Here is a 25,542-nt window from a genome sequence, read left to right as displayed (position 1 = left end):
TGATCAGTGGCGCGGGTCGAAATCGCCGGAGAACATTTCGTCTTCGGCATCCGGGGCCACCGGAATCTTGTGCTCTTCGGACGCCCAGGCGCCGAGGTCGATCAGTTTGCAGCGGTCGGAGCAGAACGGGCGAAACGTGTTCTCGGGGATAAATTCCACGGGAGCGCCACAGGTTGGGCATTCTACGGTCGGGATCGGGCTCATGACTGGCCTCCGGATAAAGTCAGGTAAAAGTGATGCAGACGTTCGACTTCGCTGTGCAGCCAGGCGAGGTCGCGGTCGTTGACCACCACATCGTCGGCACGGCTCACGCGGTCTTCGCGGCTTGACTGGGCCTTGAGGATCGCCTGGACCTGCTGTTCGCTGGTCTGGTCACGCTGCAAGGTGCGTTCGATCTGCAGTTGTTGCGGGGCGTCTATCACCAGGATGCGTTGGGTCATCGCGTATTGCCCGGATTCGATCAACAGTGGCGAAACCAGGATCGCGTAAGGCGATTTTGCCAGCGCCAGGTGATGGGCGATTTCCTCGGCGATCAACGGATGCAGCAAGGCTTCGAGCCAGCGACGTTGCTCCGGTACTTCAAAGATCAGTTGGCGCAGGGCGGCGCGGTTCAGCGTGCCGTCAGCCTGCAACACGTCCTGGCCGAAGTGCTCGGCAATCTTCGCCAGCGCCGGACGCCCCGGCTCGACCACCCAGCGCGCCGCATGGTCGGCATCGACCACATGGATTCCGAGGTCGATGAAGTGCTGGGCCGCAGCGCTTTTGCCGCTGCCGATGCCGCCGGTCAGGCCGAGGATCCAGGGTTTTTCCACAGGGGTATTCATTTCAAACCGACAAACTGCCAATAGAAGTCGGTTATTTGACCACCCCAGAGCAAGGCAATCCAGCCGGCAATTGCCAGATAGGGGCCGAAGGGGATCGGCGTCGAGGTTTTCTGCTCGCGCAGACGTAGCAGAATCACCCCGACAACCGCGCCCACGAGCGATGACAGCAGGATTGTCAGCGGCAGGATCTGCCAGCCGCCCCAGGCTCCAAGCAGCGCCAGCAGCTTGAAATCACCATGGCCGATGCCGTCCTTGCCGGTCAGCAATTTGAACAGCCAGAACACCGACCACAACGCCATATAACCGGCCACTGCGCCCCACAGTGCTGCGTGCAACGAGACGAACAGTCCGAAACTGTTGACGATCAAACCCAGCCATAGCAACGGCAGCACCAGCACATCGGGCAGCAGTTGATGTTCGGTGTCGATCAGGCTCATCGCCAGCAGCCCCCAGGTGAGGACGATCAACAGACCGGCCGGCCAGCCGAAACCCAGATGCCAGGCGACGAATGCCGAGAGCAGGCCGCAGGCCAGTTCGGTCAGGGGATAACGTTTGCTGATGGGAGCGCTGCACGCCGAACAGCGCCCGCGCAGGAGCAGATAGCTGAGCAGCGGAATGTTCTCCCACGCACGAATCCGGTGGCCGCAGTGTGGGCATTCGGAGTGCGGCAGCATCAGGTTGTAGGTCGGCAGCGGCGTATCGCCTGGTAGGCCGAGGACGTCCTGTGCCTGCTGGCGCCAATCGCGTTCGAGCATTTTCGGCAGACGCCAGACCAGCACGTTGAGAAAACTGCCGACCACCAGACCCAGCAACAGTGCGGTGAATACAAAGGCCAGCGGATACAGACTGAAAAGTTCGTCGATAGGCATGTCAGATCGCTGAGCCGAGTTGGAAGATCGGCAGATACATGGCCACGACCAGACCGCCGACGATGACACCGAGCACCACCATGATGAAAGGCTCCATCAGGCTGGTGAGGTTGTCGACCATGTTATCCACTTCACCCTCATAAAAACCGGCAACCTTGTCGAGCATGTCATCCAGCGCACCGGACTCCTCGCCGATGGCGGTCATCTGCACCGCCATGTTGGGAAACACCCCGGTGCTGCGCATCGAAAAATTCAGTTGCATGCCGGTGGCGACGTCCTGCCGGATGCGCAGCACCGCGCGCTTGAACACCACGTTGCCGGTGGCCCCGGCCACCGAATCCAGCGCCTCCACCAGTGGCACGCCAGCGGCGAAGGTGGTCGACAGGGTGCGGGCGAATCGCGCCACCGCCGACTTGTACATCAGTGTGCCCACCAGCGGCAGTTTCAGTAGCCAGGTGTCTTTGCGGTCGCGCAATGCCTGGGATTTTTTCAGCGCGTGACGTGTACCGAAAAATACGCCAACCAGTGCGCCAAGCACCGCCCACCACCATTGCTGCATGAATTCGGAGATGCTGATCACCATCAGCGTGAAGGCGGGCAGCTCCGCGCCGAAGCCGGAAAACACCGCCTGAAACTGCGGCACCACCTTCACCAGCAAAATCCCGGTGACCACCATCGCCACCAGCACCACGGCGGTGGGGTAGGTCATGGCTTTCTTGATCTTGGCCTTCAGCGCTTCGCTTTTTTCTTTATAGGTCGCGACCCGCTCCAGCAACGTGTCGAGCGCGCCGGACTGCTCGCCGGCATCCACCAGGTTGCAATACAGCTCATCAAAATACTGCGGTTTCTTGCGCAGGGCGGTGGCGAAGCTGTTGCCGGCGGCGACTTCCTGCTTCACCTCGTCCACCAGTTTGCGCATCGCCGGGTTGTCGAAGCCTTCGCCAATGATGTCGAACGACTGCAGTAGCGGCACACCGGCCTTCATCATGGTCGCCATCTGGCGGGTGAACAGCGCGATGTCCTGGGCCTTGATGCGTTTGCCAAAACTCAGCAAGGAGGCAGATTTTTTGCACACCTTGCCGGGGTTGATCCCTTGCTTGCGTAGCTGGGCCTTGATCAGCGCGGGGTTCTGCCCGCTCAATTCGCCAGTGACCTTGCTGCCTTTGCGGTCTGTGCCTTCCCAGGCGTAGATGCTGATTTTCGCTGCCTTGACCGCCATGTTCAGTCCTTGGTGACCCGGTTGATTTCTTCCAGGCTGGTGATGCCTTGCATGGCCTTGTGCAGGCCTGAGGTGCGCAGGTCGTCGAAACCGTCGCGACGCATCTGGCTGTCGATTTGCAGCGAGTTGCCTTCGGCCATGATCAGCCGTTGCAGCTCGGGGGTGTTTTTCACCACTTCATAAATCCCCACGCGTCCCTTGTAGCCGCCGTTGCAGAGGTCGCAACCGACCGGCTCATAGATCGTGAAACTGCCGATCTGTTCCTCGGGAAAACCCTCCTTGATCAGTGTTTCGCGGGGGATCTCGATCGGTTTCTTGCAGTGACTGCACAGCTTGCGCGCCAGGCGCTGGGCGATGATCAGACTTACCGAGGTGGCGATGTTGAACCCGGGGATGCCCATGTTGTGCAGGCGGGTCAGGGTTTCGGCGGCGCTGTTGGTGTGCAGCGTGGACAACACGAGGTGGCCGGTCTGCGCGGCCTTGATCGCTATCTCGGCGGTTTCCAGGTCGCGGATTTCGCCGACCATGATCACGTCCGGGTCCTGCCGCAGGAACGAACGCAGGGCCTGGGCGAAATCCAGCCCCTGTCGGGGATTGACGTTGACCTGGTTGATGCCTTCCATGTTGATCTCCACCGGGTCTTCGGCGGTGGAAATGTTGATGTCCACGGTATTGAGAATATTGAGCCCGGTGTACAGCGACACGGTTTTCCCCGACCCGGTCGGGCCGGTCACCAGAATCATCCCCTGCGGCTGCTTGAGCGCGGCCATGTACAGGTCTTTCTGTGCCGGCTCGTAACCCAGGGCATCAATGCCGATCTGTGCGCTGGACGGGTCGAGAATCCGGATTACCACTTTTTCGCCCCACAGGGTCGGCAGGGTGTTGACCCGGAAGTCGATCGACTTGCTCTTCGACAGGCGCATCTTGATTCGCCCGTCCTGAGGTTTGCGTCGTTCCGAGATGTCGAGGCTGGCCATGACCTTCAGGCGTGCAGCGATACGGCCGGCCAGCTGGATCGGCGGCTTTGCGACTTCGCGCAGGATGCCGTCGGTGCGCACCCGCACCCGGTAGTTTTTTTCGTAGGGTTCGAAGTGCAGGTCGGATGAGCCACTCTTGATCGCGTCCAGCAGCATCTTGTGCACGAAACGCACTACCGGGGCGTCATCGGCATCGAGTCCGCCGATCGGATCCTGTCGGTTGTCGTCCATCGACTCGACATCCACGCCGTCGAGGTCGACGTCGGCCATCTCTTCCAGGCCGCTGGTGTGGGTGTCGAAAAATTTCTCGATGGCGTCGGTGAGCTTGTCGTCTTCTACCAGGATGGCTTCGGTGCTCAACCCGGTGCTGAACTGGATGTCATTGATCGCCTGGTGATTGCTCGGGTCGGAAATGCCCACGAACAGCTTGTTGCCGCGCCGCCACAAGGGCAGGGCGTGGTGCTGACGTACCAGCTTCTCACTGACCAGGCCTTTGGGCTGGGTCTCCTTGTCCAGGCCATTGAGGTCCATGAACGCCATGCCGAAATGCTCGGAGGCAATCTCGGCCACCTGTGAGCTCTTCACCAGTTTGTTCTGTACCAGGTAGCTGACCAGCGACAGGCGATTGCGCTGCGCCTGTTGCCAGGCCTGCTGGGCGCTTTTTTCCGTAAGCAGTTCGGCCTGGACCAGTTGCTTGGCCAGACCGCTCAGAGCGATGTCATTCATGGGGATTCCGCACGCTTGCTGTTCATGACTTATAGCCTAGTCAAGTGACAGCGCCAAACACGTCGGGTGCAGGTGACAAAAAGTGTCAGATAGTGCGGTTAGCGGTTGTAGGAAGCTGCCTTGCACTGCGTTTGTGCCCAGCGTGCGGGGCTGGCAGCGGGTTGGCATGGGCTGTGCTGAGTCCATTGCAGATCATGAGATTCCGACTCATGCATGGAGCGTGTCTATGAAAAAACAACAGGGCTTTACTCTGATCGAGCTGCTGATCGTCGTGGCGATCATCGGCATTCTGGCGACCATCGCCTTGCCGCAATACTCCAAGTACCAGGCACGTTCGAAAGTGACTGCGGGTCTGGCGGAGATCAGTGCACTGAAGGTGCCGTTCGAGGACACCATCAATCAAGGCACTGATCCAACGCTGTTACTGGTGGCCGGTAGCGCTTCAGCGACCACCTCCAACTGCACACTGGCGGCGTCGGGAACCGCCACGACCGGTGCCGGCACTATCACCTGCACACTGGTGAATGCCCCAGGTCCGGTGCTTGGTAAAACCATTACGTTGACCCGTACCGGCGCTGCCACTGGCAACACCTCCGGCGTCTGGAGCTGTGCGTCGACCGTCAACCCGGACTACGCGCCTAAGGGTTGCGCAGGCACCGGTGCCTGATTGAGTCAGCAAGCGTCCTGAGATGCCCCGCCATGCGGGGCATTTTTTGTTTTCGGCCTTCAAAAAAAGCTTGAGGAATTTCAGCGTGTTAGGAACTTTCCGAAAAGCCGCAACTTGCATGTCGATAATGCACTTGTCATGCAAATTGCATGATTCCGAAAATTTGCATAATTCATAACTTTTTGATTTATAAAGATTTATTGTCTTTCGAAAAGTTGGCACAGCCTTCGCAATATCTCCGGTAACCCTGCTGACACGACAACCAGCAGACTTTCCAGAAAAACAGGAGTTACTCGTATGAAGAAGTTCGCTATCACTGCCGCTGCTGCTACCGCGCTGACCCTGACCATGGCTTCCGGTGCATTTGCACAATCCACTCAGGCTACCCAGGCTCCAATGACTCTGGCTGCCGGTGAAATGACCAAGGCTAAAGAAGCTACTTCCGATACCTGGATCACTACCAAAGTGAAAAGCGACCTGGTAACCGAGAAGGGCATCCCAGGTACTGACATCAAAGTTGAAACCAACAAAGGCGTTGTGTCCCTGTCCTCCACTGTTGCAGTGACCGAGGCTCAGAAAACCACCGCAGTGGCTATTGCCAAGAAAATCAAAGGCGTCAAAGCAGTCTCCGCTGACGGCCTGAAAGCCGAGTAAGGCATGACTTCTCGCCTGGACCGGGAGAAGGCGCGACAGACGGGCCGAGCAATACGTCTGCCGCAACTTTAGAGTTCATGCGAACGGTCACACGGATGTGACCATTACAGGCCCCGGCACTTGTGTCGGGGCCTGTTCTATTTCAGGGACCACACAAAACATCTGTGGGACAGATGTTGTGCTTCAGTTACCGCGCTTGCTGTTGATCTGCCGCAGGCGATTGCCTTCAAAACGCAGGTACTGGTACATGCCGTTGCTCGGGCCGTAGGTCCATTCCTCGACCTGAAACTCTTCACGGCGGTTGGCACTGCGCTTGTAGCCAAGGACATCGCGGCTGACCGGTTCGCCACACTTTTGCAGCACTTCACTGGAGCGGTCACCGAGACTGACCAGTTGGCTGCCACAGCGCAGCGTATCGGAGGCGAGGGCAGGGCTGGCAGCGAGCATCAGTGTCAGCGCAACCAGCCACTTATTGTTCATTACTCGGCGTCCAGGTGCATTTGCGTCACGACCCGGCCATCGCTCTCGGCCTCGCCAAGGTTGGCGTCGATGAAGTACACCCGGTCATCGGCCAGTTGCCCCTTGTCGACCAGATAGTCCTTGATGCTGCTGGCGCGTTCCTGACCCAGTTGCCGCAGCAGCACATCGCTGGAACTCCAGAACTTGATTACGCCGTCACGCATTTTCGCCGTGCGTTCTTCCTTGCCCAGGTCCTTCCATTCGGCCGGTGGCTGGGTTTTCAGACGGGTGCGGTAGATGCCTTCGAGCAGCGGGCCTTTCTCGTTTTCCGGCACTTGCAGCAGGGACGCCTGAGCCGGCACCTTGTCGCCACGGCGCTGCAGCATCTTGTAGTAGTTGTACTGGTATTCGCGCTCCAGACGCTGTTCGGCAATCAACGGGCCGTCGCTGCTTTGCGCAGCAGTGCCTTCGATTTCCAGACGCAGGGCCGGACGTTCCTTCAGGGCTTGGGACAGTTTGTCGAGGGCCGACTCGGCATCCTTGCTCAGGTCACTCGAGCCTGCTGCGAAGGACACGGTCCCGAGGTCTTCGGATCCGCCACCGTTGATCAGCCCGCCGATCATCTTGAACGGCGCCGCAGCGGCCTTGACGATCAGGTTGCGCAGGGTCTGCCAGACAATCGGCATCACGCTGAACTGCGGGTTGTTCAGGTCACCGGTGACCGGCAGTTCGATGGAAATCTTGCCGTCGACGTCCTTGAGCAGCGCAATCGCCAGTTTCAGTGGCAGGCTCACGGCGTCCGGGCTGTCGACCTTCTCGCCAAGTTGCAGCTGCTCGACTACCACTTTGTTTTCGGCCTTTAGCTGGCCCTTGGTGATCAGATAATGCAGGTCGAGGTTGAGCCGGCCCTTGCGGATGCGGTAACCGGCGAATTTGCCGGAATACGGCGTCAGGGTGGTCAATTCGACCCGTTTGAAACTGGTGGCGATGTCGAGGCTGGCCATCGGGTCGAACGGGTTGACCGCCCCTTTGATCGTCACCGGTGCATAACGGTCGACCTTGCCCTTGATGTCGACGCTGGCCGGTTTCGCCTGACGGCTGTCGATGGTACCAATCTGCCCGTTGAGCTGTTGGATCGCGGTGGCGAAGTTCGGGGTCAGGCTGAAGTCGGCGAAGTTGGCCGAGCCATCGTTGATCGCAATCGCGCCGATGTGAATACCCAGCGGCTTGTCCTTGCTGGCGGGTTTGGCCGCTGCGGTTTTTGCACCGCTGTCGGCGGGCTGCGGGATCAGCAAGTCGTCGATGTTGGTGGTGCGGTCATCGTTGATCATGAACCGCGCGTACGGCTGGAACAGGTTGACCTTGTCGATCGACAGGCTGTCACCGTGCTGGTAGTTCAGGCCTTCGACCACCACTTGTTGCCACTTGAGGAAGTCGCGGGTTTTCAGGGTGTCGAGGGTGTGCAGTTGATCGATCTGCGCCCGCCCGGTCACGCTGAGTGCCAGTGGTTCGGTACTCTTGAGGTTGACCTTCAAGTCACTGCCGAGCATGCCGCTGCGCAGTTCCAGGCGAATGAACGGATTGATGTAGGACTGCGCGACCCGCAGGTCGATGTCCTGGGTTTTCACATTGAGCTGAGCCGTGACCGGGGCGAGGTTGACCACGCCGTCGGCGCTGACCTTGCCTTGTTTGCCCAGGCCGGTGTCGAGCCTGACCTTGAAGGGCGAACCGTTGAGGCTGTCGAAATCCTGCAGATCGATGTTCAGCGGTGTGACATCCAGTGCCACCGCGGGTTTTGCCGAACGGTCGGCCAGATGCACCGTGTAATTGCGCAACTGCACGTCCTTGAGCAGCACTTGCCATGGTTTGCTCGGCGCGGGCGGTGCTTTCGGCGAGTCGGCGGCTGCCGGGGCATTGGCAGGTTCCGCTGCAGCCTTGGCGGCCGGTTTGGACGGCTGGCTGGCGAACAGCTTTTGCCAGTCCAGCTGGCCGTCGGCTTCGAGTGCGGCCCAGGTTTCCAGTTTGTTGCTGCGGATCTTGCCCACCACCACTTGCTGCTTGGCCAGGTCCAGTGAAGTCTCGCTCACGTCCAGGCGTTCGAGTTTTGCCAGAGGGCGTCCGTCCGGAGCCTTGATCGCAAACGGCGCAATGCTCACTGCGATGTTGTTCAGCAGCAGTTCGGTTTCTTTCGACAGATTGAGTTTGTACTCGGTGCTGAGGTTGATCACACCGTCTTCGAGAACCAGTGGCACCGCGTCGCGCACGTAGGGCCAGAAGGCTTTCATCTTGCCATCGGTGATTTTCAGCGTGCCTTCGGAGGTGAACGGGATCAGGCTGAAATTGCCCTTCCAGTCGATCTGGCCACCGGCCGGGCCGATGGCCACCAGCGTCATGTCGGCATTGTCTTCGGGCAGGGTGCTGAGGTTTTTCAGCTCGAAGTCGAGTTTGTCGTAGAGGAACTCGATCGGCTCGCTTGGCCGGGCGTCCTCGAAATGCACATTGCCACCGGCCAGTTGGATGCGGTCGATGCGCAGCGGGAACGGCTTGGCATTCGGGTCGGCCGGGGTCGGCTCGCTCGCGGGGAGTTTGAACAGGCCCAGCAGATTGAGCTGGCCGTCCTTGGCGAAGAGGATTTCGGTTTTCGGCTTGTCCAGTTCGATATCGGCCAGGTGCAGCGCTTTGGTCCACAAGCTATCGATTTGCAGGTTGGCGTACAGCCGCTCGAAACCGACCTGCTCCTTGCCCGGCTCGCCAATCACCAGACCCCACAGGGTGACTTCGAGGCTGAACGGATTGAGTTCGATGCGCTGGATATGCGCAGGCACTGTGGCGTAGTTGGCCAACTGCTGGTTGGCAATGCGCAGGGCGATGCCCGGCAAAATCAGAAACCCCAGCAGGCTGTAAAGGGCCAGAGCAGTCAACAAGGCGCCAATCGCGCGAATCAATCCTTTGGTCATGTGCGGCTTCATCTGTCTGAATCGGAGTGCCTTGGAGTATGGCACGCGATTCTGGTTCCGAAGTACATCGCTTGGTGCAGGATTGTTCAGATTGTTCTGTAGGATCGCAAACCTTGTGGGAGCGGGCTTGCTCGCGAAGGCGGTTTGTCAGTCAACCTCTTTGTTAGCTGATGCACCGCATTCGCGAGCAAGCCCGCTCCCACATTGGACAGTTGTCAGCCGCAGAGGAGGGTTACAGCTGCAGGATCAGGGTTTTCAGTGGCGGCTGTTGGTCCATCGACGGGAAGTCGGCGCCCGGGGTCATCACGCTCCATTCGCGTACGGGGCGCCCGGCCTTCTCGGCGCAGCGCAGTACCTGCTCGCGCCAGTCATCCATGCTGACTTTCGCCAGGTTGTTGCAGCAGATCAGCACGCCATTGTCGGCGGTGGTCAGCAGGGCGGGCTTGAGCAGGCTCTGATAGTCGCGCAGCAGGTCAACGGTGCCAAACGCGCTCTTGGCCCAGGCCGGCGGATCGAGCAGCACCAGATCGTACTGGCGCTGTTCGAGGCGCTGATAACTCGGCAGTTTCTGCCCGCGCCGCTGGCTGATGGGCAGGCCGGCGAGTTGGCGGATGGCCGGGAAATAATCGGACTGGATGAACTGCATCTCGGGCAATTGCGGGTTGAGCAGACCGTTTTCGCGGCCAACCGCCAGGTTGCCTTCGGCGAAGTCCAGATTGCACACCTCACGCGCACCACCGGCGGCGGCACTCAGGCCAACGCCACAGGTGTAGGCGAACAGGTTGAGCACACTTTTGCCCTTGGCGTGCTCCTTGACCCAGCCGCGGGTATTGCGCAGGTCGAGGAACAGCAGCGGATCCTGCCCGGCATGACGCCCACGCACGCGGTAGTTCAGGCCCCATTCGTGGCCGATCAGGTCGGCCAAGGCGGCGTCATCGGCCTTGTAGACGCTGTCTTCGCGATCGATGCGCGAGTTGCCGCGAGAGCGGTCGTTGTAGACCAGCAAGGTTTCCAGGCCCAGCGTTTGATTGACCATGGCGTGCAGTTGCAGCAGGTCTTCACGCTCGAGCGTCTGGTGGAAGCTCTGCACCAGCAACTGCGGACCGTAGCGATCGATGGTCAGGCCACCGGCGCCTTCCTGGCTGCCATGGAACAGCCGGTAGCAATCGGTGCCCTGGCTGTGCATTGCAGCGAGCAGGTCCTGGCGTTGATCGAGGGCGGCGCGCAGCGCCTGATTCAAGGAAGACATGCGGGCGCCTTGCTGGTGAGAATTGGGGCGCGGGAGTTTAGCAGTTTGGCGGGCAACCGAGTTAAGCCCTTCGCGAGCAAGCCCGCTCCCACAAGGGGTCTGATTTACACCATGGATTCCCTGTGGGCTTGATCGCGAAGCTTTTCAGGTCAGCAGTCCCATCCGGCGTTTGGCCCGCTGCACCGAACCGTTACGCATCGCCCAGCGCAGCATCGGCGCACTGCGCTTGACGCTGGCGCGAATCAACTGGCGTTGCAGCGAACTCTGCCGCACATCGAGCATTTCGCTGGCCCAGTCCGGCAGCAGGTCGATGCCGGCCTTCATCATCAGATCACCAAACGGCCGCGCCAGCACACTGGGTGCCGGTGCGTCGAGCAGCAGGCGCAGGACTTCGCGGCTGCGTTCGTCGCACAACAACTGCGGGCGCATGCGTTGCAGATAATCGGCCACCGCTTGCCGTGATTTCGGTACGTCCCGCGCGCCCAGTTGCTCCGCGACCACGGCGATTTCCGTGTAGTAACGATCCTGATCCGCCAGCGACAGCTGTGGATTGCGGTAACGCAAATGCGCAGCGAGGAAGTTACTGACCTCCGCCACATGCACCCAGGTCAGCAGGTCCGGATCGCTGGCCGCATAGGGTCGGCCATCCGGCGCGGTGCCGACCACTTGCAGGTGAATGGTGCGCACCTTTTCGATCAACCATTCGGCGTCGCGACGCGAGCCGAAGGTAGTGCCGGAGACAAACTGGCTGGTGCGGCGCAAGCGTCCGAGCATGTCCTGACGAAAGTTCGAATGGTCCCAGACCCCGGCCAGCGCCAGCGGATGCAGGGCTTGCAGCAACAAGGCGCTGATGCCGCCGATCAGCATGCTGCTGAAGTCGCCATGCACCTGCCAACTGATCGAGTCGGGGCCGAACAGGCCCGGATCGCCTTTGGGGTTTTCCAGATCGAGTTGACCGAGGGACAGACCGGTCAGGCTCATGAGTTGGTTTTCGATACGGCTGCGGATGAATTCCATGACAACTCATTGGGGATGGATGGGCGCGGCCGAGTGACCGCGCCGGAGACATTACTGATTGAGGCGCTTGTCGATCAAACCCTGCACCACGCTCGGGTCGGCCAGGGTCGAGGTGTCGCCCAGGCTGTCGAGTTCGTTGCAGGCGATCTTGCGCAGAATGCGCCGCATGATCTTGCCTGAACGGGTTTTCGGCAAGGCCGGCGCCCATTGGATCAGGTCCGGCTTGGCGAAGCTGCCGATCTCTTTGCTGACGTGGGCCAGCAGTTCTTTCTTCAGCTCATCACTTGGCTCGGCGCCGTTCATGGGCGTGACGAAGGCGTAGATGCCCTGGCCTTTGACGTCGTGCGGATAACCGACCACGGCAGCCTCGGCGATGCTGTCGTGCAGCACCAGCGCGCTTTCCACTTCGGCGGTGCCGATGCGGTGGCCGGAGACGTTGATCACGTCGTCGATGCGCCCGGTGATCCAGTAATCGCCGTCCTCATCGCGGCGTGCGCCGTCGCCGGTGAAGTAGTAACCGGGGTAGGGTTTGAAGTAGGTATCGACCATGCGCTGCGGGTCGCCGTAAACGCTGCGGATCTGTGCCGGCCAGCTGGATTTGATCGCCAGCACGCCGCTGCCGGCGCCTTTGATTTCCTTGCCGTGCTCGTCGAGCAGCACCGGTTGAACGCCGAACATCGGCTGCGTGGCGCAGCCCGGCTTGATCCGTTGCGCGCTGACCAGCGGGCTGAGCATGATGCCGCCGGTTTCGGTCTGCCACCACGTATCGACAATCGGGCAGCGTTGTTCGCCGACCACGTTGAAATACCATTCCCACGCTTCCGGGTTGATTGGCTCACCGACACTGCCGAGCAGTCTGAGGCTATGCCGCGAAGTTTCCTGCAGCGGCCCGGAGCCTTCACGCATCAACGCGCGCAGGGCCGTCGGTGCGGTGTAGAAAATGTTGACGTGGTGTTTGTCGATCACCTGCCAGAAACGCGAAGTGCTCGGGTAGCTCGGCACGCCTTCGAAAATCAGTGTGGTCGCACCATTGGCCAGCGGACCATAGACGATGTAGCTGTGCCCCGTGACCCAGCCGACGTCAGCGGTGCACCAGAACACTTCGCCATCGCGGTAGTCGAGCACGTATTTGAAGGTCATCGCCGCTTGCAGCAGGTAGCCGCCGGTGGTGTGCAACACGCCTTTGGGTTTGCCGGTGCTGCCGGAGGTGTAGAGGATGAACAGTGGATCTTCGGCGTCCATCGGCTCCGGTGGGCAGTCATCGCTGACATCTCGCACAGCCTGGTGATACCAGAGGTCGCGACCTTCAACCCAGTCGACCTTGCCTTGCGTGCGCTCGACCACCACCACCGTGCTGACGTCCGGGCAACTCTGCAGGGCCTTGTCGACGTTCTGCTTGAGCGGCACGAATTTGCCGCCGCGCACCCCTTCATCGGCGGTGATCACCGTGCGGCAATCGGCGTCGAGTATGCGGTCGCGCAACGAGTCAGGGGAGAAGCCGCCGAACACCACCGAATGAATCGCGCCGATCCGCGCGCAGGCGAGCATGGCGTAAGCGGCTTCGGGGATCATCGGCATGTAGATGCACACCCGGTCGCCCTTTTTAACACCACGGCTTTTCAGCACGTTGGCCAGGCGACAGACATGATGATGGAGTTTTTTGTAGGTGATCTGCGCCGATTCGGCCGGGTCGTCACCTTCCCACAGAATGGCCGTCTGCTCGCCGCGCTGCGCCAGGTGGCGGTCGATGCAGTTGTAGCTGACGTTGAGTTGCGCTCCGGCAAACCAGGAGGCCTCACCGGTTTTCAGGTCGTAGCGCTGGACGGTCTGCCAGGGTGTGCTCCAGTCGAGAAAGCGTGTGGCTTGCTCGGCCCAGAAGGCGCTGGGGTGTTCAATGGATTCGCGGTACAGGCGTTTGTAATCGTCCTGACTCAACTGGGCAGCCCGGCGGACGGCATCGGCTTTGGGGAACGTGCTGATATCGAACATGACGGTTCCTTATTCTTGTTGTGCGACAAGGATAAAGATGCGCCGAGAGCACCACAGGTTCAAGTCATCCCCAAAACAACTGTGGGAGCGAGCCTGCTCGCGAATGCGCAGTGTCAGTCAACAAAGATGCTGAATGACAAACCGCATTCGCGAGCAGGCTCGCTCCCACAGTGGAGAAGTGTTGCCCGCAGGATCTGTGGGCAACCCAGTCAAATCAACCGCGGTGACGACCGCGGAAGTAGTTGATCAGGCCTTGGGTGGAGGCATCGTCAGCGATGGTTTCATCGCTGCCGACCAGACGGTTGTAAACGCCTTTGCCCAGTTCCTTGCCCAGTTCCACGCCCCACTGGTCAAAGGCGTTGATGCCCCAGACCACGCTCTGTACGAAGACTTTGTGTTCGTACATGGCAACCAGTGCGCCGAGACGACGCGGGCTGATGCGTTCGACCACAATGGTGTTGCTCGGACGGTTGCCCGGGATCACCTTGTGCGGTGCGAGTTTGTGCACCTGTTCTTCGCTCATGCCCTTGTCACGCAGTTCAGCCTCTGCTTCCGGCAGCGTCTTGCCGAGCATCAGCGCCTGGCTCTGCGACAGGCAGTTGGCGTACAGCCACTGATGGTGGTCGGATACCGGGTTGAAGCTGACGATCGGCACGATGAAGTCGGCCGGAATCAGTTGGGTGCCCTGGTGCAGCAACTGGTGGTAGGCGTGCTGACCGTTGCAGCCGACGCCACCCCAGATCACCGGGCCGGTATCGGTCGACACCGAGGTGCCGTCCTGACGCACGCTCTTGCCGTTGGATTCCATGTCCAGCTGTTGCAAGTGCTTGGTGATGTTGCGCAGGTAGTGGTCGTACGGCAGGATCGCGTGGCTTTGCGCGCCCCAGAAGTTGCCGTACCAGACGCCGAGCAGGGCCAGCAGCACCGGCATGTTCTGTTCGAACGGCGCGCTCTGGAAGTGCTGGTCCATGGTGTAGGCACCGGACAGCAGTTCCTTGAAGTTGGACATGCCGATGGCCAGGGCAATCGGCAGGCCAATGGCTGACCACAGCGAGTAACGACCGCCGACCCAGTCCCACATCGGGAAGATGTTTTCTTCACGGATGCCGAACGCTACTGCAGCAGCGTTGTTGCTCGATACCGCGATGAAGTGGCGGTACAGCTCGGCTTCCGAGCCACCCTGAGCCAGGTACCAGGCACGTGCGGCCTGGGCGTTTTTCAGGGTTTCGAGGGTGTTGAAGGACTTCGACGAAACGATGAACAGCGTGGTCTCGGCGCGCAGCTTTTGCGTCAGTTCATGGAACTCACTGCCGTCGATGTTCGCCAGGTAGTGGCAACGCACGCCTTTCTGCGCGTAGGACAGCAGCGCTTCGGAGACCAGTTCCGGGCCGAGGAACGAGCCACCGATGCCGATGTTCACCACGTCGGTGATCGGCTTCTCGGTGTAACCGCGCCACAGGCCATCGTGGATGCGGCCAACCAGATCAGTGATCTGGTTCAGCACCTTGTGCACTTCGGGCATCACGTTGACGCCGTTGACCGACAGCTTGTCGCCCACCGGGCGGCGCAGGGCGGTGTGCAGGGCCGGACGGCCTTCGGAAGCGTTGACGATCTCGCCGTCGAACAGCGCTTTGATCGCGCCTTTCAAATCGACTTCATTGGCCAGACTCACCAGCAGATTGCGGGTCTGGGCGTTGATCAGATTCTTCGAATAATCGAGAAACAGTCCGCAGCTGCTGAGCGTGAATTGATTGAAGCGCTGCGGATCGGCGTTGAAGGCTTCGCGCATGCTGAAATCCTGCATGGCTTGGCGGTGATCTTTCAACGCTTGCCAGGCAGGCAGAGCGGTAACGTCGTGAGGAGTGCGGTAGTACGCCATCGCTGCGGTTTTCCTTTTTACTTGAACGGCCTTTTGAACACAGAACAGACCGATACGCCATGTTTGGGCGAGGGTCAAATGCGTCGACACGATTTTTCGACGCAGGGCGAATACAGTAAACCTCGCGCTGCGATCTGTCTTGACTTCTTCTGACCTGTTCCCTGTACTTTTTTAACATCAATACCGGGAACAAGCCGACCAACGGAGGGGGAGTGACGCGTCGAAGCGGCTCAGGCCACCTGAACCGGAATGGCGTTGCTGGTGTGGCTCAGCTCATTGCCAGGGGCCATGTACAGCATGCGCGGCTTGAAATTCAGCAGTTGCGCTTCGCTGTAATGGGCGTATGCGCAAATGATCACCCGGTCGCCGACCTTGGCCCTGTGCGCGGCTGCGCCGTTGACCGAAATCATCCGCGAACCTTCTTCACCACGAATGGCGTAGGTCGTGAAACGCTCGCCGTTGTCGATGTTGTAAATCTGGATCTGCTCGTATTCACGGATACCGGACAAGTCCAGCCACTCGCCATCGATGGCGCAGGAACCTTCGTAATCGAGTACCGCATGGGTGACTTCGGCGCGGTGCAGCTTGGCCTTGAGCATGATGGCGTGCATGAGGGATTTCCCGGGTTGGAATCGAACGGCGGGCAGTGTGCCCGAAGGCTTTGGGGGCGGCAATATGGTCTGTGTGGACACCAGAAACCAATGTGGGAGCGGGCTTGCTCGCGAAGGCGGTGTGTCAGTCAACGTATCTGCTGAATGACACACCGCCTTCGCGAGCAAGCCCGCTCCCACAGGGGGATCGCGGTGTTTTTAAACCGGGGTGTCGAGATTCAGGTGCAGGTTGTCGATCAATCGCGTGGTGCCCAGGAACGCTGCCACCAGAATCACCAGATCGCGGTCTTCAGCCGTCGCCGGACGCAAGCTCAGGGCGTGGCGGATTTCCAGATAATCCGGGCGCAGGCCAGCAGCTTCCAGCTGTTGCACCTGGGCTGCGATCAGCGCCGGGTAATCGCGCTCACCTTGCTTGATCGACTCGGCAATTGTGCTCAGGGTGCGATAGACCACCGGGGCCACGGCACGTTGCTGCTCGCTGAGGAAACCGTTGCGCGACGACAGCGCCAGGCCGTCGGCGGCACGTACGGTCGGCTCACCGATGATCTGGATCGGCATGTTCAGGTCATGCACCAGCGCACGGATGACGGCCAGTTGCTGGAAGTCTTTCTGGCCGAAAATCGCCAGGTCCGGCTGAACCATGTTGAACAGCTTGCTGACCACCGTCGCCACACCCTCGAAGTGCCCCGGACGGCTGGCACCGCACAGGCCTTCGGACAGTTGCGGGACGCTGACTCGGGTCTGCCCGGCCATGCCGTCGGGGTACATCTCTTCAACAGTCGGGGCGAACAGCAAATGGCAGCCGGCCTGCAGCAGCTTTTCCTGATCTGCCGCCAGGGTGCGCGGGTATTTGTCGAGGTCCTCGCCAGCGCCGAACTGCAGCGGGTTGACGAAGATGCTCGCCACCACGAAGTCCACCCGTTGTGTGGCTTTGGTGATCAACGCAATGTGGCCGCTGTGCAGGTTGCCCATGGTCGGCACGAAGCCGATGCGCTTGCCTTCGCTGCGGGCGCGCGCCACGGCGGCACGCAGTTCGCGTACGGTCTTTACGGTGTTCATGCAGAGAATCCGTGTTCGATGCCAGGGAAAGTAACGCCTTTGACTTCGTTGACGTAAGCCTTCAATGCGGACTGGATGCTGTCCTGATCTTGCATGAAGTTCTTGACGAATTTCGGCACGCGGCCAGTGATCGACAGGCCGAGCATGTCGTGCAATACCAATACCTGGCCGTCGGTATCGCTACCGGCGCCAATACCAATGACCGGAATTTTCACGGCCTGGCTGATTTCGGCGGCGAGTTCGCTCGGCACGCATTCGAGCAGCAACATGGAGGCGCCGGCCTGCTCCAGCGAGATTGCGTCGGCACGCATCTGCCGCGCCTGGTTCTCGTTGCGGCCCTGCACCTTATAGCCACCGAGAATGTTCACCGCTTGCGGAGTCAGGCCCATGTGCGCACAGACCGGCACACCGCGCTCGGCCAGCAGGCGGATCGACTCCGCCAGCCACAACTGACCTTCGACCTTGATCATGTGTGCGCCGGCCTGCATCAGCATGGCGCTGTTGGTCATGGTTTGTTCGAGGGTGGCGTTGGCCATGAATGGCAGGTCGGCCAGGATCAGGGCATCGGTGTTGCCGCGTTTGACGCAGGCGGTGTGGTAGGCCATTTCTGCGATGGTGACCGGCAGGGTGCTGTCGTGACCTTGCAGAACCATGCCGAGGGAGTCGCCCACCAGCAGCACTTCGACACCGGCCTCGTTGCAGGCGTGGGCGAAGGTCGCGTCATAGCAGGTCAGCATGGTGATCTTTTCACCTTTCTGCTTGAGGCTCTGGAGCGTGGTCAGGGTGATGGCTGGCATGTAAAAAATCCTCGTTCAGGCGCTCTGGAAACTACTGCGAGTAACGCGCGTGATTCTTCGTCTACTCAGGCGCACGCTCTTTTGTCGTGCTTATAAGGCCTGGATTGCGCCCGTATGTGCCGGGTTGGCGGCAGCGGGACGCCTATAGTCGTGAGGAGACCTCAGGAAGTCAATTGTGTGTTACCGCATTGTTACGAGGAGAGTGTTACCGGCGTTACTGATGCGATTCAGCGGAGCCGCGGGCCTGATTTGGCGATTTTTTGTCCGACAATATTCTGAATGTGGAGCGGCCCCCTGCAGGAGTGAGCCTGCAGGGGGCGGATTTGCGTCAGGCGTCAGCGAGGCGTTCGAGGCCAACGAACGGGCAGGCGGCGAGCAGGTCGGCGAGGGCGCGGCCATCGGCCAGGCGCAGGTCCTCGGGAGCCAGTTCAGCCAGCGGATAGAGCACGAACGCGCGTTCCTGAATCTGATAGTGCGGGACTTTCAGCCTCGGCACATCGATCAGCTGATCACCGAACAGCAGGATATCCAGATCCAGTGTGCGCGGGCCCCAGCGCTCCAGGCGCTCGCGACCCTGATCGTTTTCGATGGCTTGCAGCGCATCGAGCAGGTCCAGCGGCGCGAGGCCGCTGTCGAGGGCCGCGACCGCGTTGGTGTAACGCGGTTGTCCCGGCAGCAGTGAATCGCTCTGATAGAACGCCGAGACTCCGGCGAGGGTGGTCTGCGGCAATTGCCCCAGCGCGTTGAGCGCGCTGCGCAACTGTTCGGCCGGGTCAGCGAGATTGCTGCCCAGGCCGATATAGATGCGTTCCATGCCTTATTCGCCCGATGCGCTCGGAGCCCCGGCGCGTTTGCGCTTGGAGCCGCTGCTGCGGCGACGTTTGCGCGGCGCACCGCTGGCGTCATCACCTTTGCCGCTGAGGTCGCGGATCATGTCGCGCCGTTCGCTGTCGTTGGCATCCTGATAGTCGGTCCACCATTCACCCAGGCCATCGGTCTGCTCGCCGGCACTTTCACGCAACAGCAGGAAATCGTATCCGGCGCGGAAGCGCGGGTTGTCCAGCAGCAGGTCGGCACGTTTGCCGCTGCGCCGTGGCAGGCGCTCCTGCATGTCCCAGATTTCGCGAATCGGCATGGTGAAACGTTTCGGAATCGCGATGCGCTGGCATTGTTCGGCGATCAACTCGTGGGCGCCTTCCTGCATCGCCGGAATCGGCGGCATGCCGCGCTCTTGCAGACGCAACACGCGGGCCGGCAGGGCAGGCCACAGCAGTGCGGCAAACAGGAACGCCGGGGTTACCGGTTTGTTCTGCTTGATCCGCAGGTCGGTGTTGGTCAGCGCTTCGCTGATCAATGTGTGGGTGTATTCCGGGTTGTGTTCCAGCGCATCGGCACTGGCCGGGAACAGCGGGGCGAACAGTTGCAGATCGACCAGCATCTCGAAGGTGATCGCGCCGTGGCCGGAGAGGAACAGCTTGAGCACTTCTTCGAACAGACGGGCCGACGGGATCTCGCGCAGCATCGGCGCCAGTTCGCGGATCGGCTGCACGGTGTGCTTCTCGATGCCGAAATTGAGCTTGGCGGCGAAACGCACGGCACGCAGCATCCGTACCGGGTCTTCCTGGTAACGCTGCTTCGGATCGCCAATCAGGCGGATCAGGTGATTGCGGATGTCGTGTACGCCGTTGGCGTAGTCGAGAATGCGCTCACTGACCGGATCGTAATACAGGGCGTTGATGGTGAAGTCGCGGCGTTGCGCGTCTTCTTCCAGCGTGCCGTAGACGTTGTCGCGCAGAATCCGTCCGCTCTCGTTGCGTGAAGACTGGTTGCTGTCTTCGTCGTCTTCGTTTTGCGGGTGATTGGCGCGGAAGGTCGCGACCTCGATGATTTCGCGACCAAAATGGATGTGCACCAGTTTGAAGCGGCGACCGATGATCCGCGCATTGCGGAATTCGGCCCGGACTTGCTCGGGGGTGGCACTGGTGGCGACGTCGAAATCCTTGGGCGTGATGCCCAGGAGCATGTCTCGCACGCAACCGCCGACCAGATAAGCCTGGTAACCGGCACCTTGCAGGCGTTCGACGATATTCACCGCGTAGCGGCTGAATTGCGTTTTCTGCAGCGAATGTTGACCGCTGTTGAGCACTTCAGGGGTGCTGCGGATGTGTTGCGTACGACGCACGGGAGTTCGGAATGACTGGAACAGCTTCTTCAGCATGGGATGCACTGTTTGAAGGAATGTTCGGCCATACCAAAGAATGACCGCATGATGGGCGCAGATTCTAGCATTTAGTCGGGGGATGGTGTAGGACACAGCCGTTTTACGCTGGAAGCCGCAGGCTACAGGCTTCGAACTCGATAAACGCGGGGGATTTTGCCGGTAGGGAGAAACTACAAGGGGAGCCGAAGCTCCCCAAGAAGTAGTTGCGTGCTCTTTTTATTATTGATTCGGGCTTCTTGTTTTTGTTGAGTGCCCTCGCCACGAAGCTTTTCCTTCGTGACCCTCCCAATCGGGAGCCAAGAGCAAACGGATTGCTTTGGTCGCTGAATTGCAGTGATCTTTCGATCCAACCAGTACAGGCTCTGTCTTAGGACAGTTTTTGTTGTTCTCGGCCTGGTCGTGGGGCTAGCCCCAAATACAACGCCTCTCCAAAAGAATCAGTTAGCTGCGCCTCTCGCCGTCTTGTTTTTATTGTGCGTGAGTCGATTCGTCTTATTTTTATTGTCTTGTGCATTGCTTGTTATTGTTCTTGTACCAAACATATAGCAGGTGCCGTGCCAACTTTTGTGAAGCCCAATAAAACAAGGGGTTAGGTCGGTATAACCGTTTTCCAGGGACGAAAAAAAGCCGGGGTTTCGTTACCGATAACCCCGGCTTTTGTTACGTGAAAGGACTGAGGTAACAGTTTTTTCACATCTTCAAGCGTTACCCGCACACTCGACAGGTAACGTTCAGCTCTCGCTGGTGACTCCGGTCTTGCGCCGCGGAATGCCCAGCCGCTGCCGGCGTTCCCACAGGCATTTACGGCTGACGCCCAGTTTGCGCGCCAGTTCGGTCTCGGTCATGTGGTCCTGGTGCTCAAGGACGAAATGCTGGAAGTAATCCTCCAGCGACAGGTCTTCGGTCGGCTCATGGCTGCTGTTGCTGGTGTTACCTGCGGTTTGCGCCGGCAAGCCGATGAACTCGTCGTCTTCCAGGTCGCTCAGCTCAATATCGATGCCCAGCAGGTCGGCGGAGATTTCCGGGCTTTCGCTCAGGATCACCGCGCGCTCGACCGCGTTTTCCAGCTCGCGCACGTTACCCGGCCAGGAATAGTGCCGGATGGCCTGTTCGGCATCGGCGGCAAATTTCAGGTCGGTACGGTTGATGCGCGCACTCTGTCGGGCGAGGAATGCATTGGCGATTTCGTTGACGTCGGTGCCACGCTCGCGCAGGGCCGGCAGTTTCAGGGCGATCACGTGCAGACGGTAATAAAGGTCTTCACGGAACTGGCCGATTTTCGCCAGACTCTTGAGGTCGCGGTGGGTCGCGGCGATCAAGCGCACATCGACCTTTTGCGACTGCACCGAGCCCACGCGGCGAATTTCGCCTTCCTGCAACACCCGCAGCAGGCGCGCCTGAGCTTCCAACGGCAGTTCGCCGATCTCGTCGAGGAACAGCGTGCCGCCGTCCGCCGCTTCCACCAGACCGGCACGACCGGCGCTGGCGCCCGTGAACGCGCCTTTTTCGTGGCCGAACAGTTCGGACTCGATCAGGCTTTCCGGGATGGCCGCGCAGTTCACCGAAATCATCGGTGCCTTGGCGCGCTTGGACAGGTTGTGCAGGGCGCGGGCGACCAGCTCTTTACCGGTGCCGGATTCACCCTGGATCAGGACATTGGAGTCGGTGGGCGCGACTTTGCGGATCTTGCTGTACAGATCCTGCATCGGTGGGCACGAGCCAATGATGCCAATCTCGCCGTTGCTGTTGTCGACAGACGATTTGCCGCTGCCATTGGTCGATTTGCCGGCAACCACTTCGCCGGCGGAAGGCGCCGACTGGTGATCACGCAGGATCCGTGCGACGGCCTGAAGCATTTCATCGTGATCGAAAGGCTTGGCGATGTAATCCACCGCGCCCATCTTCATCGAGTCGACCGCCGAACGCAGGCTGGCGTAACTGGTCATGATCAGCACCGGCTTGCCCTGGCCAAGCTTGATCAGCTCGGTACCGGGGGCGCCAGGCAGGCGCAGGTCGCTGACGATCAGATCGAATGTGGGAATACTGAAGCGTTCTTGTGCTTCCTGCACTGAACCGGCTTCGCTGACCTGGTACTGGTTGCGTTCCAGCAGGCGGCGCAAGGCGGAGCGGATAATGGTTTCGTCTTCGACGATCAAAATGTGCGGCATTGATTCGATACTCTCGACGGTCTCAGTTCACAGCGGACGTCGCTTCGACATGGCGCGGTAAGGTCACCCGGATACGGGTGCCGCGCTGGCTTTGTACATCAGCCGGGCTGTCGATGGTGATTTGTCCATAATGCTCTTCAACGATGGAATAGACCAGTGCAAGGCCCAGACCGGTGCCTTCGCCAGGATCCTTGGTGGTGAAGAAAGGTTCGAACAATCGGTCCATGATGTTCTGCGGAATACCACTGCCTTCGTCCTCCACGATCAGATCGACCGTGTGTTCGCCGGCTTCACTCTTGACCCGCACCGCACTGCCCGCAGGCGATGCGTCACGGGCGTTGGAAAGCAGGTTGATCAGTACCTGGGCGAGCCGCTGCGGATCTCCTTCGACCCAGTGATCCGGATCGCACAGGTTATAGAACTGCACTTCGAAGTTGCGTCGGTTCAGGGCCAGCAGGCCAATCGCATCCTGCGCGACCTCGGCCAGACAGACGGGCTCGTCGCTGTGCTGATGACTGCCGGCATGGGCGAAGCTCATCAACGACTGCACGATGCGTGACACCCGCTTGGTCTGTTCGAGGATCTGTCCGCTGATTTCCGTGAGCTCGCCGTCTTCTTCGCGCTCTTCGCGCAGGTTCTGCGCCAGACAGGCGATACCGGTGATCGGGTTGCCGATTTCATGGGCCACGCCGGCTGCCAGGCGACCGATGCTGGCCAGGCGCTCGGAGTGCACCAGTTTGTCTTCGAGCATCTGGGTTTCGGTCAAATCTTCCACCAACAGCACCAGGCCGCTGTTGCCCGGTGCCAACGGTTCGTCGATCGCCGCTTTGTGCAGGTTCAGCCAACGGGTCTGGCCGTCGAGTGCCAGGTGCTGTTTGTGCAGGTGTTCGTCGGGCAGGTTGATGAAACCTTGCAGCAGTTGCTTCCACGGATCGGCGATGGTGCTCAGTCGCGAACCGACCACCCGCTGGGCGGCGATCCCGGTGAGTTCTTCCATCGCCTTGTTCCACATCAGGATCTCTTGATCCTTGGCCAGCGAGCAGACGCCCATCGGTAGCTCTTGCAGGGTCTGGCGGTGGTAGCGACGCAATGCGTCGAGTTCGGCGGCCAGCCCGGTGAGGCGTGAGTGGTAATCCTCGAGGCGGCTTTCGATGAAGTGGATGTCTTCAGTGACGTAGTTTTCGCCGCCGGCCTTGTACGGCAGGAAGGTTTCGACCATGTCCTGGGCCACGCTCGGACCCATCAGGCCGGAGAGGTTGGCTTCGATGCGGTCGCGCAGTCGGCGCAACGCATAGGGGCGGCGTTCGTCGAACGGCAGATAGAGATCGCGCAGGGCCTGCTCGACTTCCTTCTGTGCGGCCTTGGCGCCCAGGGGTTTGGCCAGTTGTGTGGCGAATTCCTGGGGGGAGGCGGCGTGCAGCTCGCGGCGTTGCGGACGACGCACGTTATCCACCGCGCAGGCTTCGGCGGCGCTGGCTTCTTCGGGGCTGGCGTTGGTGAACAGCGAGATCAGGGTGAACATCAATACGTTGGCCGCCAGCGAGGCGATGGCCGCCATGTGCCAACTGGTGTCGTCCAGCACGTAAATCATGTTCAGCAAGGGGATGTAGAAACCCTGCAGATTGCCGACCAGCGGCAGCAGCATGGTCACCACCCACACCAGAATCCCCGCCAGCAGACCGGCGATAAAGCCGCGACGGTTAGCGGTCGGCCAGTACAGCACCGAGAGCACGCCGGGCAGGAATTGCAGGGTGGCGACGAACGCGACGATGCCGAGGTTGGCCAGGTCTTGTCCGGCACCGAGCATCAGGTAGAAGCCGAAACCGGCCATGATGATCGCGACGATCAAGGCCCGGCGGGTCCACTTCAGCCAGCGATAGATGTTGCCTTCGGCGGGTGGCTGGTAGAGCGGCAGCACCAGGTGGTTCAGCGCCATACCCGACAGCGCCAGGGTGGTGACGATGATCAGGCCACTGGCGGCCGACAGTCCGCCGACGTAGGCCAGTAATGCCAGCGGCTTGCTGTTGGCGGCGATGCCGATGCCGAGGGTGAAGTATTCCGGGTCGGTGGTGGCACCGAGCTTCAGGCCGGCCCAGAGAATCAGCGGCACCGCCAGGCTCATCAAAAGCAGGAACAGCGGCAGGCCCCAGCTGGCGCTGACCAGCGAGCGCGGATTGAGGTTTTCGGTGAAGGTCATGTGATACATGTGCGGCATCACGATCGCCGAGGCGAAGAACACCAGCAACAGCGTGCGCCAAGGGCCCTCCTGCAGTGGCGTGTGCAGGGCGGCGAGGGCGGTCTGGTTCTGCAGCAGCCACAACTCGAGTTGTTGTGGACCGTCGAACACGCCATACAGCGCATAGAGGCCGACGCCGCCGAGGGCGATCAACTTGATCACCGACTCGAAAGCAATCGCGAACACCAGCCCTTCGTGTTTCTCGCGTGTGGCGATATGCCGGGAGCCGAAGAAGATCGTGAACAGAATGATCAGCGCACAGAATGCCAGGGCGACGCGGCTCTGGATCGGCTCGCCAGTGAGAATACCAATGGAGTCGGCCACCGCCTGAATCTGCAACGCCAGCAGCGGCAGTACGCCGATCAGCATGAAGATCGTGGTCAGTGCGCCGGCCCAGGTGCTGCGAAAACGGAACGCAAACAGATCTGCCAGCGACGACAGTTGATAGGTGCGGGTGATTTTCAGGATCGGATACAGCAGCACCGGCGCCAACAGAAACGCGCCGGACACCCCGAGATAGCTGGACAGAAAGCCGTAGCCGTACTGATAGGCCAGGCCGACCGTGCCGTAAAACGCCCACGCACTGGCGTAAACCCCCAGCGACAGGGTGTAGGTCAGCGGGTGGCGAATGATCGCCCGCGGGATCATGCCCCGTTCACTGATCCAGGCAACACCGAACAGCACCGCCAGGTACGCGGCGCTGATCAGGATCATCTGGGTCAGGCTAAAGCTCATCGGCATCTTTTTGGCTCTGCAGGATGAAGGTCACGACAATCAGGATCAACCAGAGCAGATACGGCCGATACCAGGCGCCCGTGGCGTCGATCCACCAATCCATGATGGCTGGAGAAAACAGATAGATTCCCACGACCAGAAGCAGGACCAAGCGATAGATGTACATCCCGGCCTCTCTTTTTTATGCGCGTGCCCGAAAACGTGCGGCGATGGTAACGGATGGGCGCGC

At 60.3% G+C, this 25,542-nt stretch carries 21 protein-coding genes; 2 read left to right on the top strand and 19 right to left on the bottom strand.

The window, feature by feature from the left end:
- Positions 1-3: 3 nt before the first annotated feature.
- The 5 genes from yacG to pilB are packed head-to-tail and all read right to left on the bottom strand — an operon-like array spanning position 4 to position 4,615.
- Positions 4-204: a DNA gyrase inhibitor YacG gene (gene yacG, locus AC0J41_RS22150; protein WP_025108808.1), complete on the bottom strand. Its 201-nt coding sequence runs from the start codon at positions 202-204 to the stop codon at positions 4-6.
- Positions 201-824, bottom strand: a complete 624-nt coding sequence (coaE, locus tag AC0J41_RS22145; RefSeq protein ID WP_025108809.1) for a dephospho-CoA kinase — start codon at positions 822-824, stop codon at positions 201-203. Before coaE ends, yacG begins: the two co-directional genes overlap by 4 nt.
- On the bottom strand, positions 821-1,693 hold the full coding sequence (locus AC0J41_RS22140) for a prepilin peptidase (RefSeq protein ID WP_473013619.1): 873 nt from the start codon (positions 1,691-1,693) through the stop codon (positions 821-823). The genes coaE and AC0J41_RS22140 overlap by 4 nt, the downstream gene beginning before the upstream one ends.
- A 1-nt stretch (position 1,694) precedes the next feature.
- The gene (locus tag AC0J41_RS22135) at positions 1,695-2,912 is read right to left on the bottom strand and encodes a type II secretion system F family protein (RefSeq protein WP_473013618.1); all 1,218 of its coding nucleotides are present in this window, start codon (positions 2,910-2,912) and stop codon (positions 1,695-1,697) included.
- Between the two features lie 2 nt (positions 2,913-2,914).
- Complete coding sequence (pilB, locus tag AC0J41_RS22130) at positions 2,915-4,615, bottom strand: type IV-A pilus assembly ATPase PilB (protein WP_473013617.1); 1,701 nt, start codon at positions 4,613-4,615, stop codon at positions 2,915-2,917.
- A 226-nt stretch (positions 4,616-4,841) separates the two neighbouring features.
- On the opposite strand from pilB, the gene AC0J41_RS22125 reads away from it, so the two are divergent.
- Entirely contained in the window at positions 4,842-5,282 is a 441-nt protein-coding gene (locus tag AC0J41_RS22125) for a pilin (RefSeq protein WP_473013616.1), read from the top strand.
- Between the two features lie 297 nt (positions 5,283-5,579).
- Positions 5,580-5,936 (top strand): BON domain-containing protein, encoded by a 357-nt coding sequence (locus AC0J41_RS22120; protein WP_025108814.1) that lies wholly within the window; start codon positions 5,580-5,582, stop codon positions 5,934-5,936.
- A 183-nt stretch (positions 5,937-6,119) separates the two neighbouring features.
- On the opposite strand, the gene AC0J41_RS22115 is transcribed toward AC0J41_RS22120, so the two are convergent.
- From AC0J41_RS22115 to AC0J41_RS22050, 14 genes are all read right to left on the bottom strand, one after another.
- A complete protein-coding gene (locus AC0J41_RS22115) occupies positions 6,120-6,416 on the bottom strand; it encodes a DUF2845 domain-containing protein (RefSeq protein ID WP_025108815.1) in 297 nt (98 codons plus the stop codon).
- Positions 6,416-9,364: a DUF748 domain-containing protein gene (locus AC0J41_RS22110; RefSeq protein WP_473013615.1), complete on the bottom strand. Its 2,949-nt coding sequence runs from the start codon at positions 9,362-9,364 to the stop codon at positions 6,416-6,418. The genes AC0J41_RS22115 and AC0J41_RS22110 overlap by 1 nt, the downstream gene beginning before the upstream one ends.
- Before the next feature lie 220 nt (positions 9,365-9,584).
- Positions 9,585-10,601: a class I SAM-dependent rRNA methyltransferase gene (locus AC0J41_RS22105; protein WP_473013614.1), complete on the bottom strand. Its 1,017-nt coding sequence runs from the start codon at positions 10,599-10,601 to the stop codon at positions 9,585-9,587.
- Positions 10,602-10,745: 144 nt separating this feature from the next.
- A complete protein-coding gene (locus tag AC0J41_RS22100; protein ID WP_025108818.1) occupies positions 10,746-11,618 on the bottom strand; it encodes an oxygenase MpaB family protein in 873 nt (290 codons plus the stop codon).
- A 51-nt stretch (positions 11,619-11,669) separates the two neighbouring features.
- Positions 11,670-13,607: an acetate--CoA ligase gene (gene acs / locus AC0J41_RS22095; protein ID WP_025108819.1), complete on the bottom strand. Its 1,938-nt coding sequence runs from the start codon at positions 13,605-13,607 to the stop codon at positions 11,670-11,672.
- A 214-nt stretch (positions 13,608-13,821) separates the two neighbouring features.
- Positions 13,822-15,486 carry a glucose-6-phosphate isomerase gene (gene pgi, locus AC0J41_RS22090; RefSeq protein WP_025108820.1) on the bottom strand — a complete coding sequence of 555 codons (1,665 nt, stop codon included), beginning with the start codon at positions 15,484-15,486 and terminating at the stop codon, positions 13,822-13,824.
- A gap of 230 nt (positions 15,487-15,716) precedes the next feature.
- Positions 15,717-16,097 (bottom strand): aspartate 1-decarboxylase, encoded by a 381-nt coding sequence (gene panD / locus AC0J41_RS22085; protein ID WP_473013613.1) that lies wholly within the window; start codon positions 16,095-16,097, stop codon positions 15,717-15,719.
- Between the two features lie 198 nt (positions 16,098-16,295).
- Positions 16,296-17,156 (bottom strand): pantoate--beta-alanine ligase, encoded by an 861-nt coding sequence (gene panC, locus AC0J41_RS22080; protein WP_473013612.1) that lies wholly within the window; start codon positions 17,154-17,156, stop codon positions 16,296-16,298.
- Complete coding sequence (gene panB, locus AC0J41_RS22075; RefSeq protein ID WP_025108823.1) at positions 17,153-17,953, bottom strand: 3-methyl-2-oxobutanoate hydroxymethyltransferase; 801 nt, start codon at positions 17,951-17,953, stop codon at positions 17,153-17,155. Before panB ends, panC begins: the two co-directional genes overlap by 4 nt.
- Positions 17,954-18,281: 328 nt before the next feature.
- Complete coding sequence (folK, locus tag AC0J41_RS22070; protein ID WP_473013611.1) at positions 18,282-18,767, bottom strand: 2-amino-4-hydroxy-6-hydroxymethyldihydropteridine diphosphokinase; 486 nt, start codon at positions 18,765-18,767, stop codon at positions 18,282-18,284.
- A gap of 3 nt (positions 18,768-18,770) precedes the next feature.
- Positions 18,771-20,171, bottom strand: coding sequence for a polynucleotide adenylyltransferase PcnB (locus AC0J41_RS22065; protein WP_025108825.1), 1,401 nt, complete (start codon positions 20,169-20,171; stop codon positions 18,771-18,773).
- A gap of 734 nt (positions 20,172-20,905) precedes the next feature.
- The gene (locus AC0J41_RS22060) at positions 20,906-22,342 is read right to left on the bottom strand and encodes a sigma-54-dependent transcriptional regulator (protein ID WP_473013610.1); all 1,437 of its coding nucleotides are present in this window, start codon (positions 22,340-22,342) and stop codon (positions 20,906-20,908) included.
- 22 nt (positions 22,343-22,364) lie between these two features.
- On the bottom strand, positions 22,365-25,319 hold the full coding sequence (locus tag AC0J41_RS22055; RefSeq protein WP_025108827.1) for a sensor histidine kinase: 2,955 nt from the start codon (positions 25,317-25,319) through the stop codon (positions 22,365-22,367).
- Positions 25,303-25,479, bottom strand: coding sequence for a hypothetical protein (locus AC0J41_RS22050; RefSeq protein ID WP_003176118.1), 177 nt, complete (start codon positions 25,477-25,479; stop codon positions 25,303-25,305). Before AC0J41_RS22050 ends, AC0J41_RS22055 begins: the two co-directional genes overlap by 17 nt.
- Positions 25,480-25,542: the final 63 nt, after the last annotated feature.

This window comes from Pseudomonas sp. Arb-4-2C (genome assembly GCF_055755015.1).
This window is presented reverse-complemented; position numbering and strand designations above follow the sequence as displayed.

Bases quoted from the DNA above. Each gene is read 5' to 3' on its own strand.
- yacG (WP_025108808.1), bottom strand. From the start codon at position 204: ATGAGCCCGATCCCGACCGTAGAATGCCCAACCTGTGGCGCTCCCGTG.
- coaE (WP_025108809.1), bottom strand. From the start codon at position 824: ATGAATACCCCTGTGGAAAAACCCTGGATCCTCGGCCTGACCGGCGGC.
- AC0J41_RS22140 (WP_473013619.1), bottom strand. From the start codon at position 1,693: ATGCCTATCGACGAACTTTTCAGTCTGTATCCGCTGGCCTTTGTATTC.
- AC0J41_RS22135 (WP_473013618.1), bottom strand. From the start codon at position 2,912: ATGGCGGTCAAGGCAGCGAAAATCAGCATCTACGCCTGGGAAGGCACA.
- pilB (WP_473013617.1), bottom strand. From the start codon at position 4,615: ATGAATGACATCGCTCTGAGCGGTCTGGCCAAGCAACTGGTCCAGGCC.
- AC0J41_RS22125 (WP_473013616.1), top strand. From the start codon at position 4,842: ATGAAAAAACAACAGGGCTTTACTCTGATCGAGCTGCTGATCGTCGTG.
- AC0J41_RS22120 (WP_025108814.1), top strand. From the start codon at position 5,580: ATGAAGAAGTTCGCTATCACTGCCGCTGCTGCTACCGCGCTGACCCTG.
- AC0J41_RS22115 (WP_025108815.1), bottom strand. From the start codon at position 6,416: ATGAACAATAAGTGGCTGGTTGCGCTGACACTGATGCTCGCTGCCAGC.
- AC0J41_RS22110 (WP_473013615.1), bottom strand. From the start codon at position 9,364: ATGAAGCCGCACATGACCAAAGGATTGATTCGCGCGATTGGCGCCTTG.
- AC0J41_RS22105 (WP_473013614.1), bottom strand. From the start codon at position 10,601: ATGTCTTCCTTGAATCAGGCGCTGCGCGCCGCCCTCGATCAACGCCAG.
- AC0J41_RS22100 (WP_025108818.1), bottom strand. From the start codon at position 11,618: ATGGAATTCATCCGCAGCCGTATCGAAAACCAACTCATGAGCCTGACC.
- acs (WP_025108819.1), bottom strand. From the start codon at position 13,607: ATGTTCGATATCAGCACGTTCCCCAAAGCCGATGCCGTCCGCCGGGCT.
- pgi (WP_025108820.1), bottom strand. From the start codon at position 15,486: ATGGCGTACTACCGCACTCCTCACGACGTTACCGCTCTGCCTGCCTGG.
- panD (WP_473013613.1), bottom strand. From the start codon at position 16,097: ATGCACGCCATCATGCTCAAGGCCAAGCTGCACCGCGCCGAAGTCACC.
- panC (WP_473013612.1), bottom strand. From the start codon at position 17,156: ATGAACACCGTAAAGACCGTACGCGAACTGCGTGCCGCCGTGGCGCGC.
- panB (WP_025108823.1), bottom strand. From the start codon at position 17,953: ATGCCAGCCATCACCCTGACCACGCTCCAGAGCCTCAAGCAGAAAGGT.
- folK (WP_473013611.1), bottom strand. From the start codon at position 18,767: ATGGAACGCATCTATATCGGCCTGGGCAGCAATCTCGCTGACCCGGCC.
- AC0J41_RS22065 (WP_025108825.1), bottom strand. From the start codon at position 20,171: ATGCTGAAGAAGCTGTTCCAGTCATTCCGAACTCCCGTGCGTCGTACG.
- AC0J41_RS22060 (WP_473013610.1), bottom strand. From the start codon at position 22,342: ATGCCGCACATTTTGATCGTCGAAGACGAAACCATTATCCGCTCCGCC.
- AC0J41_RS22055 (WP_025108827.1), bottom strand. From the start codon at position 25,319: ATGCCGATGAGCTTTAGCCTGACCCAGATGATCCTGATCAGCGCCGCG.
- AC0J41_RS22050 (WP_003176118.1), bottom strand. From the start codon at position 25,479: ATGTACATCTATCGCTTGGTCCTGCTTCTGGTCGTGGGAATCTATCTG.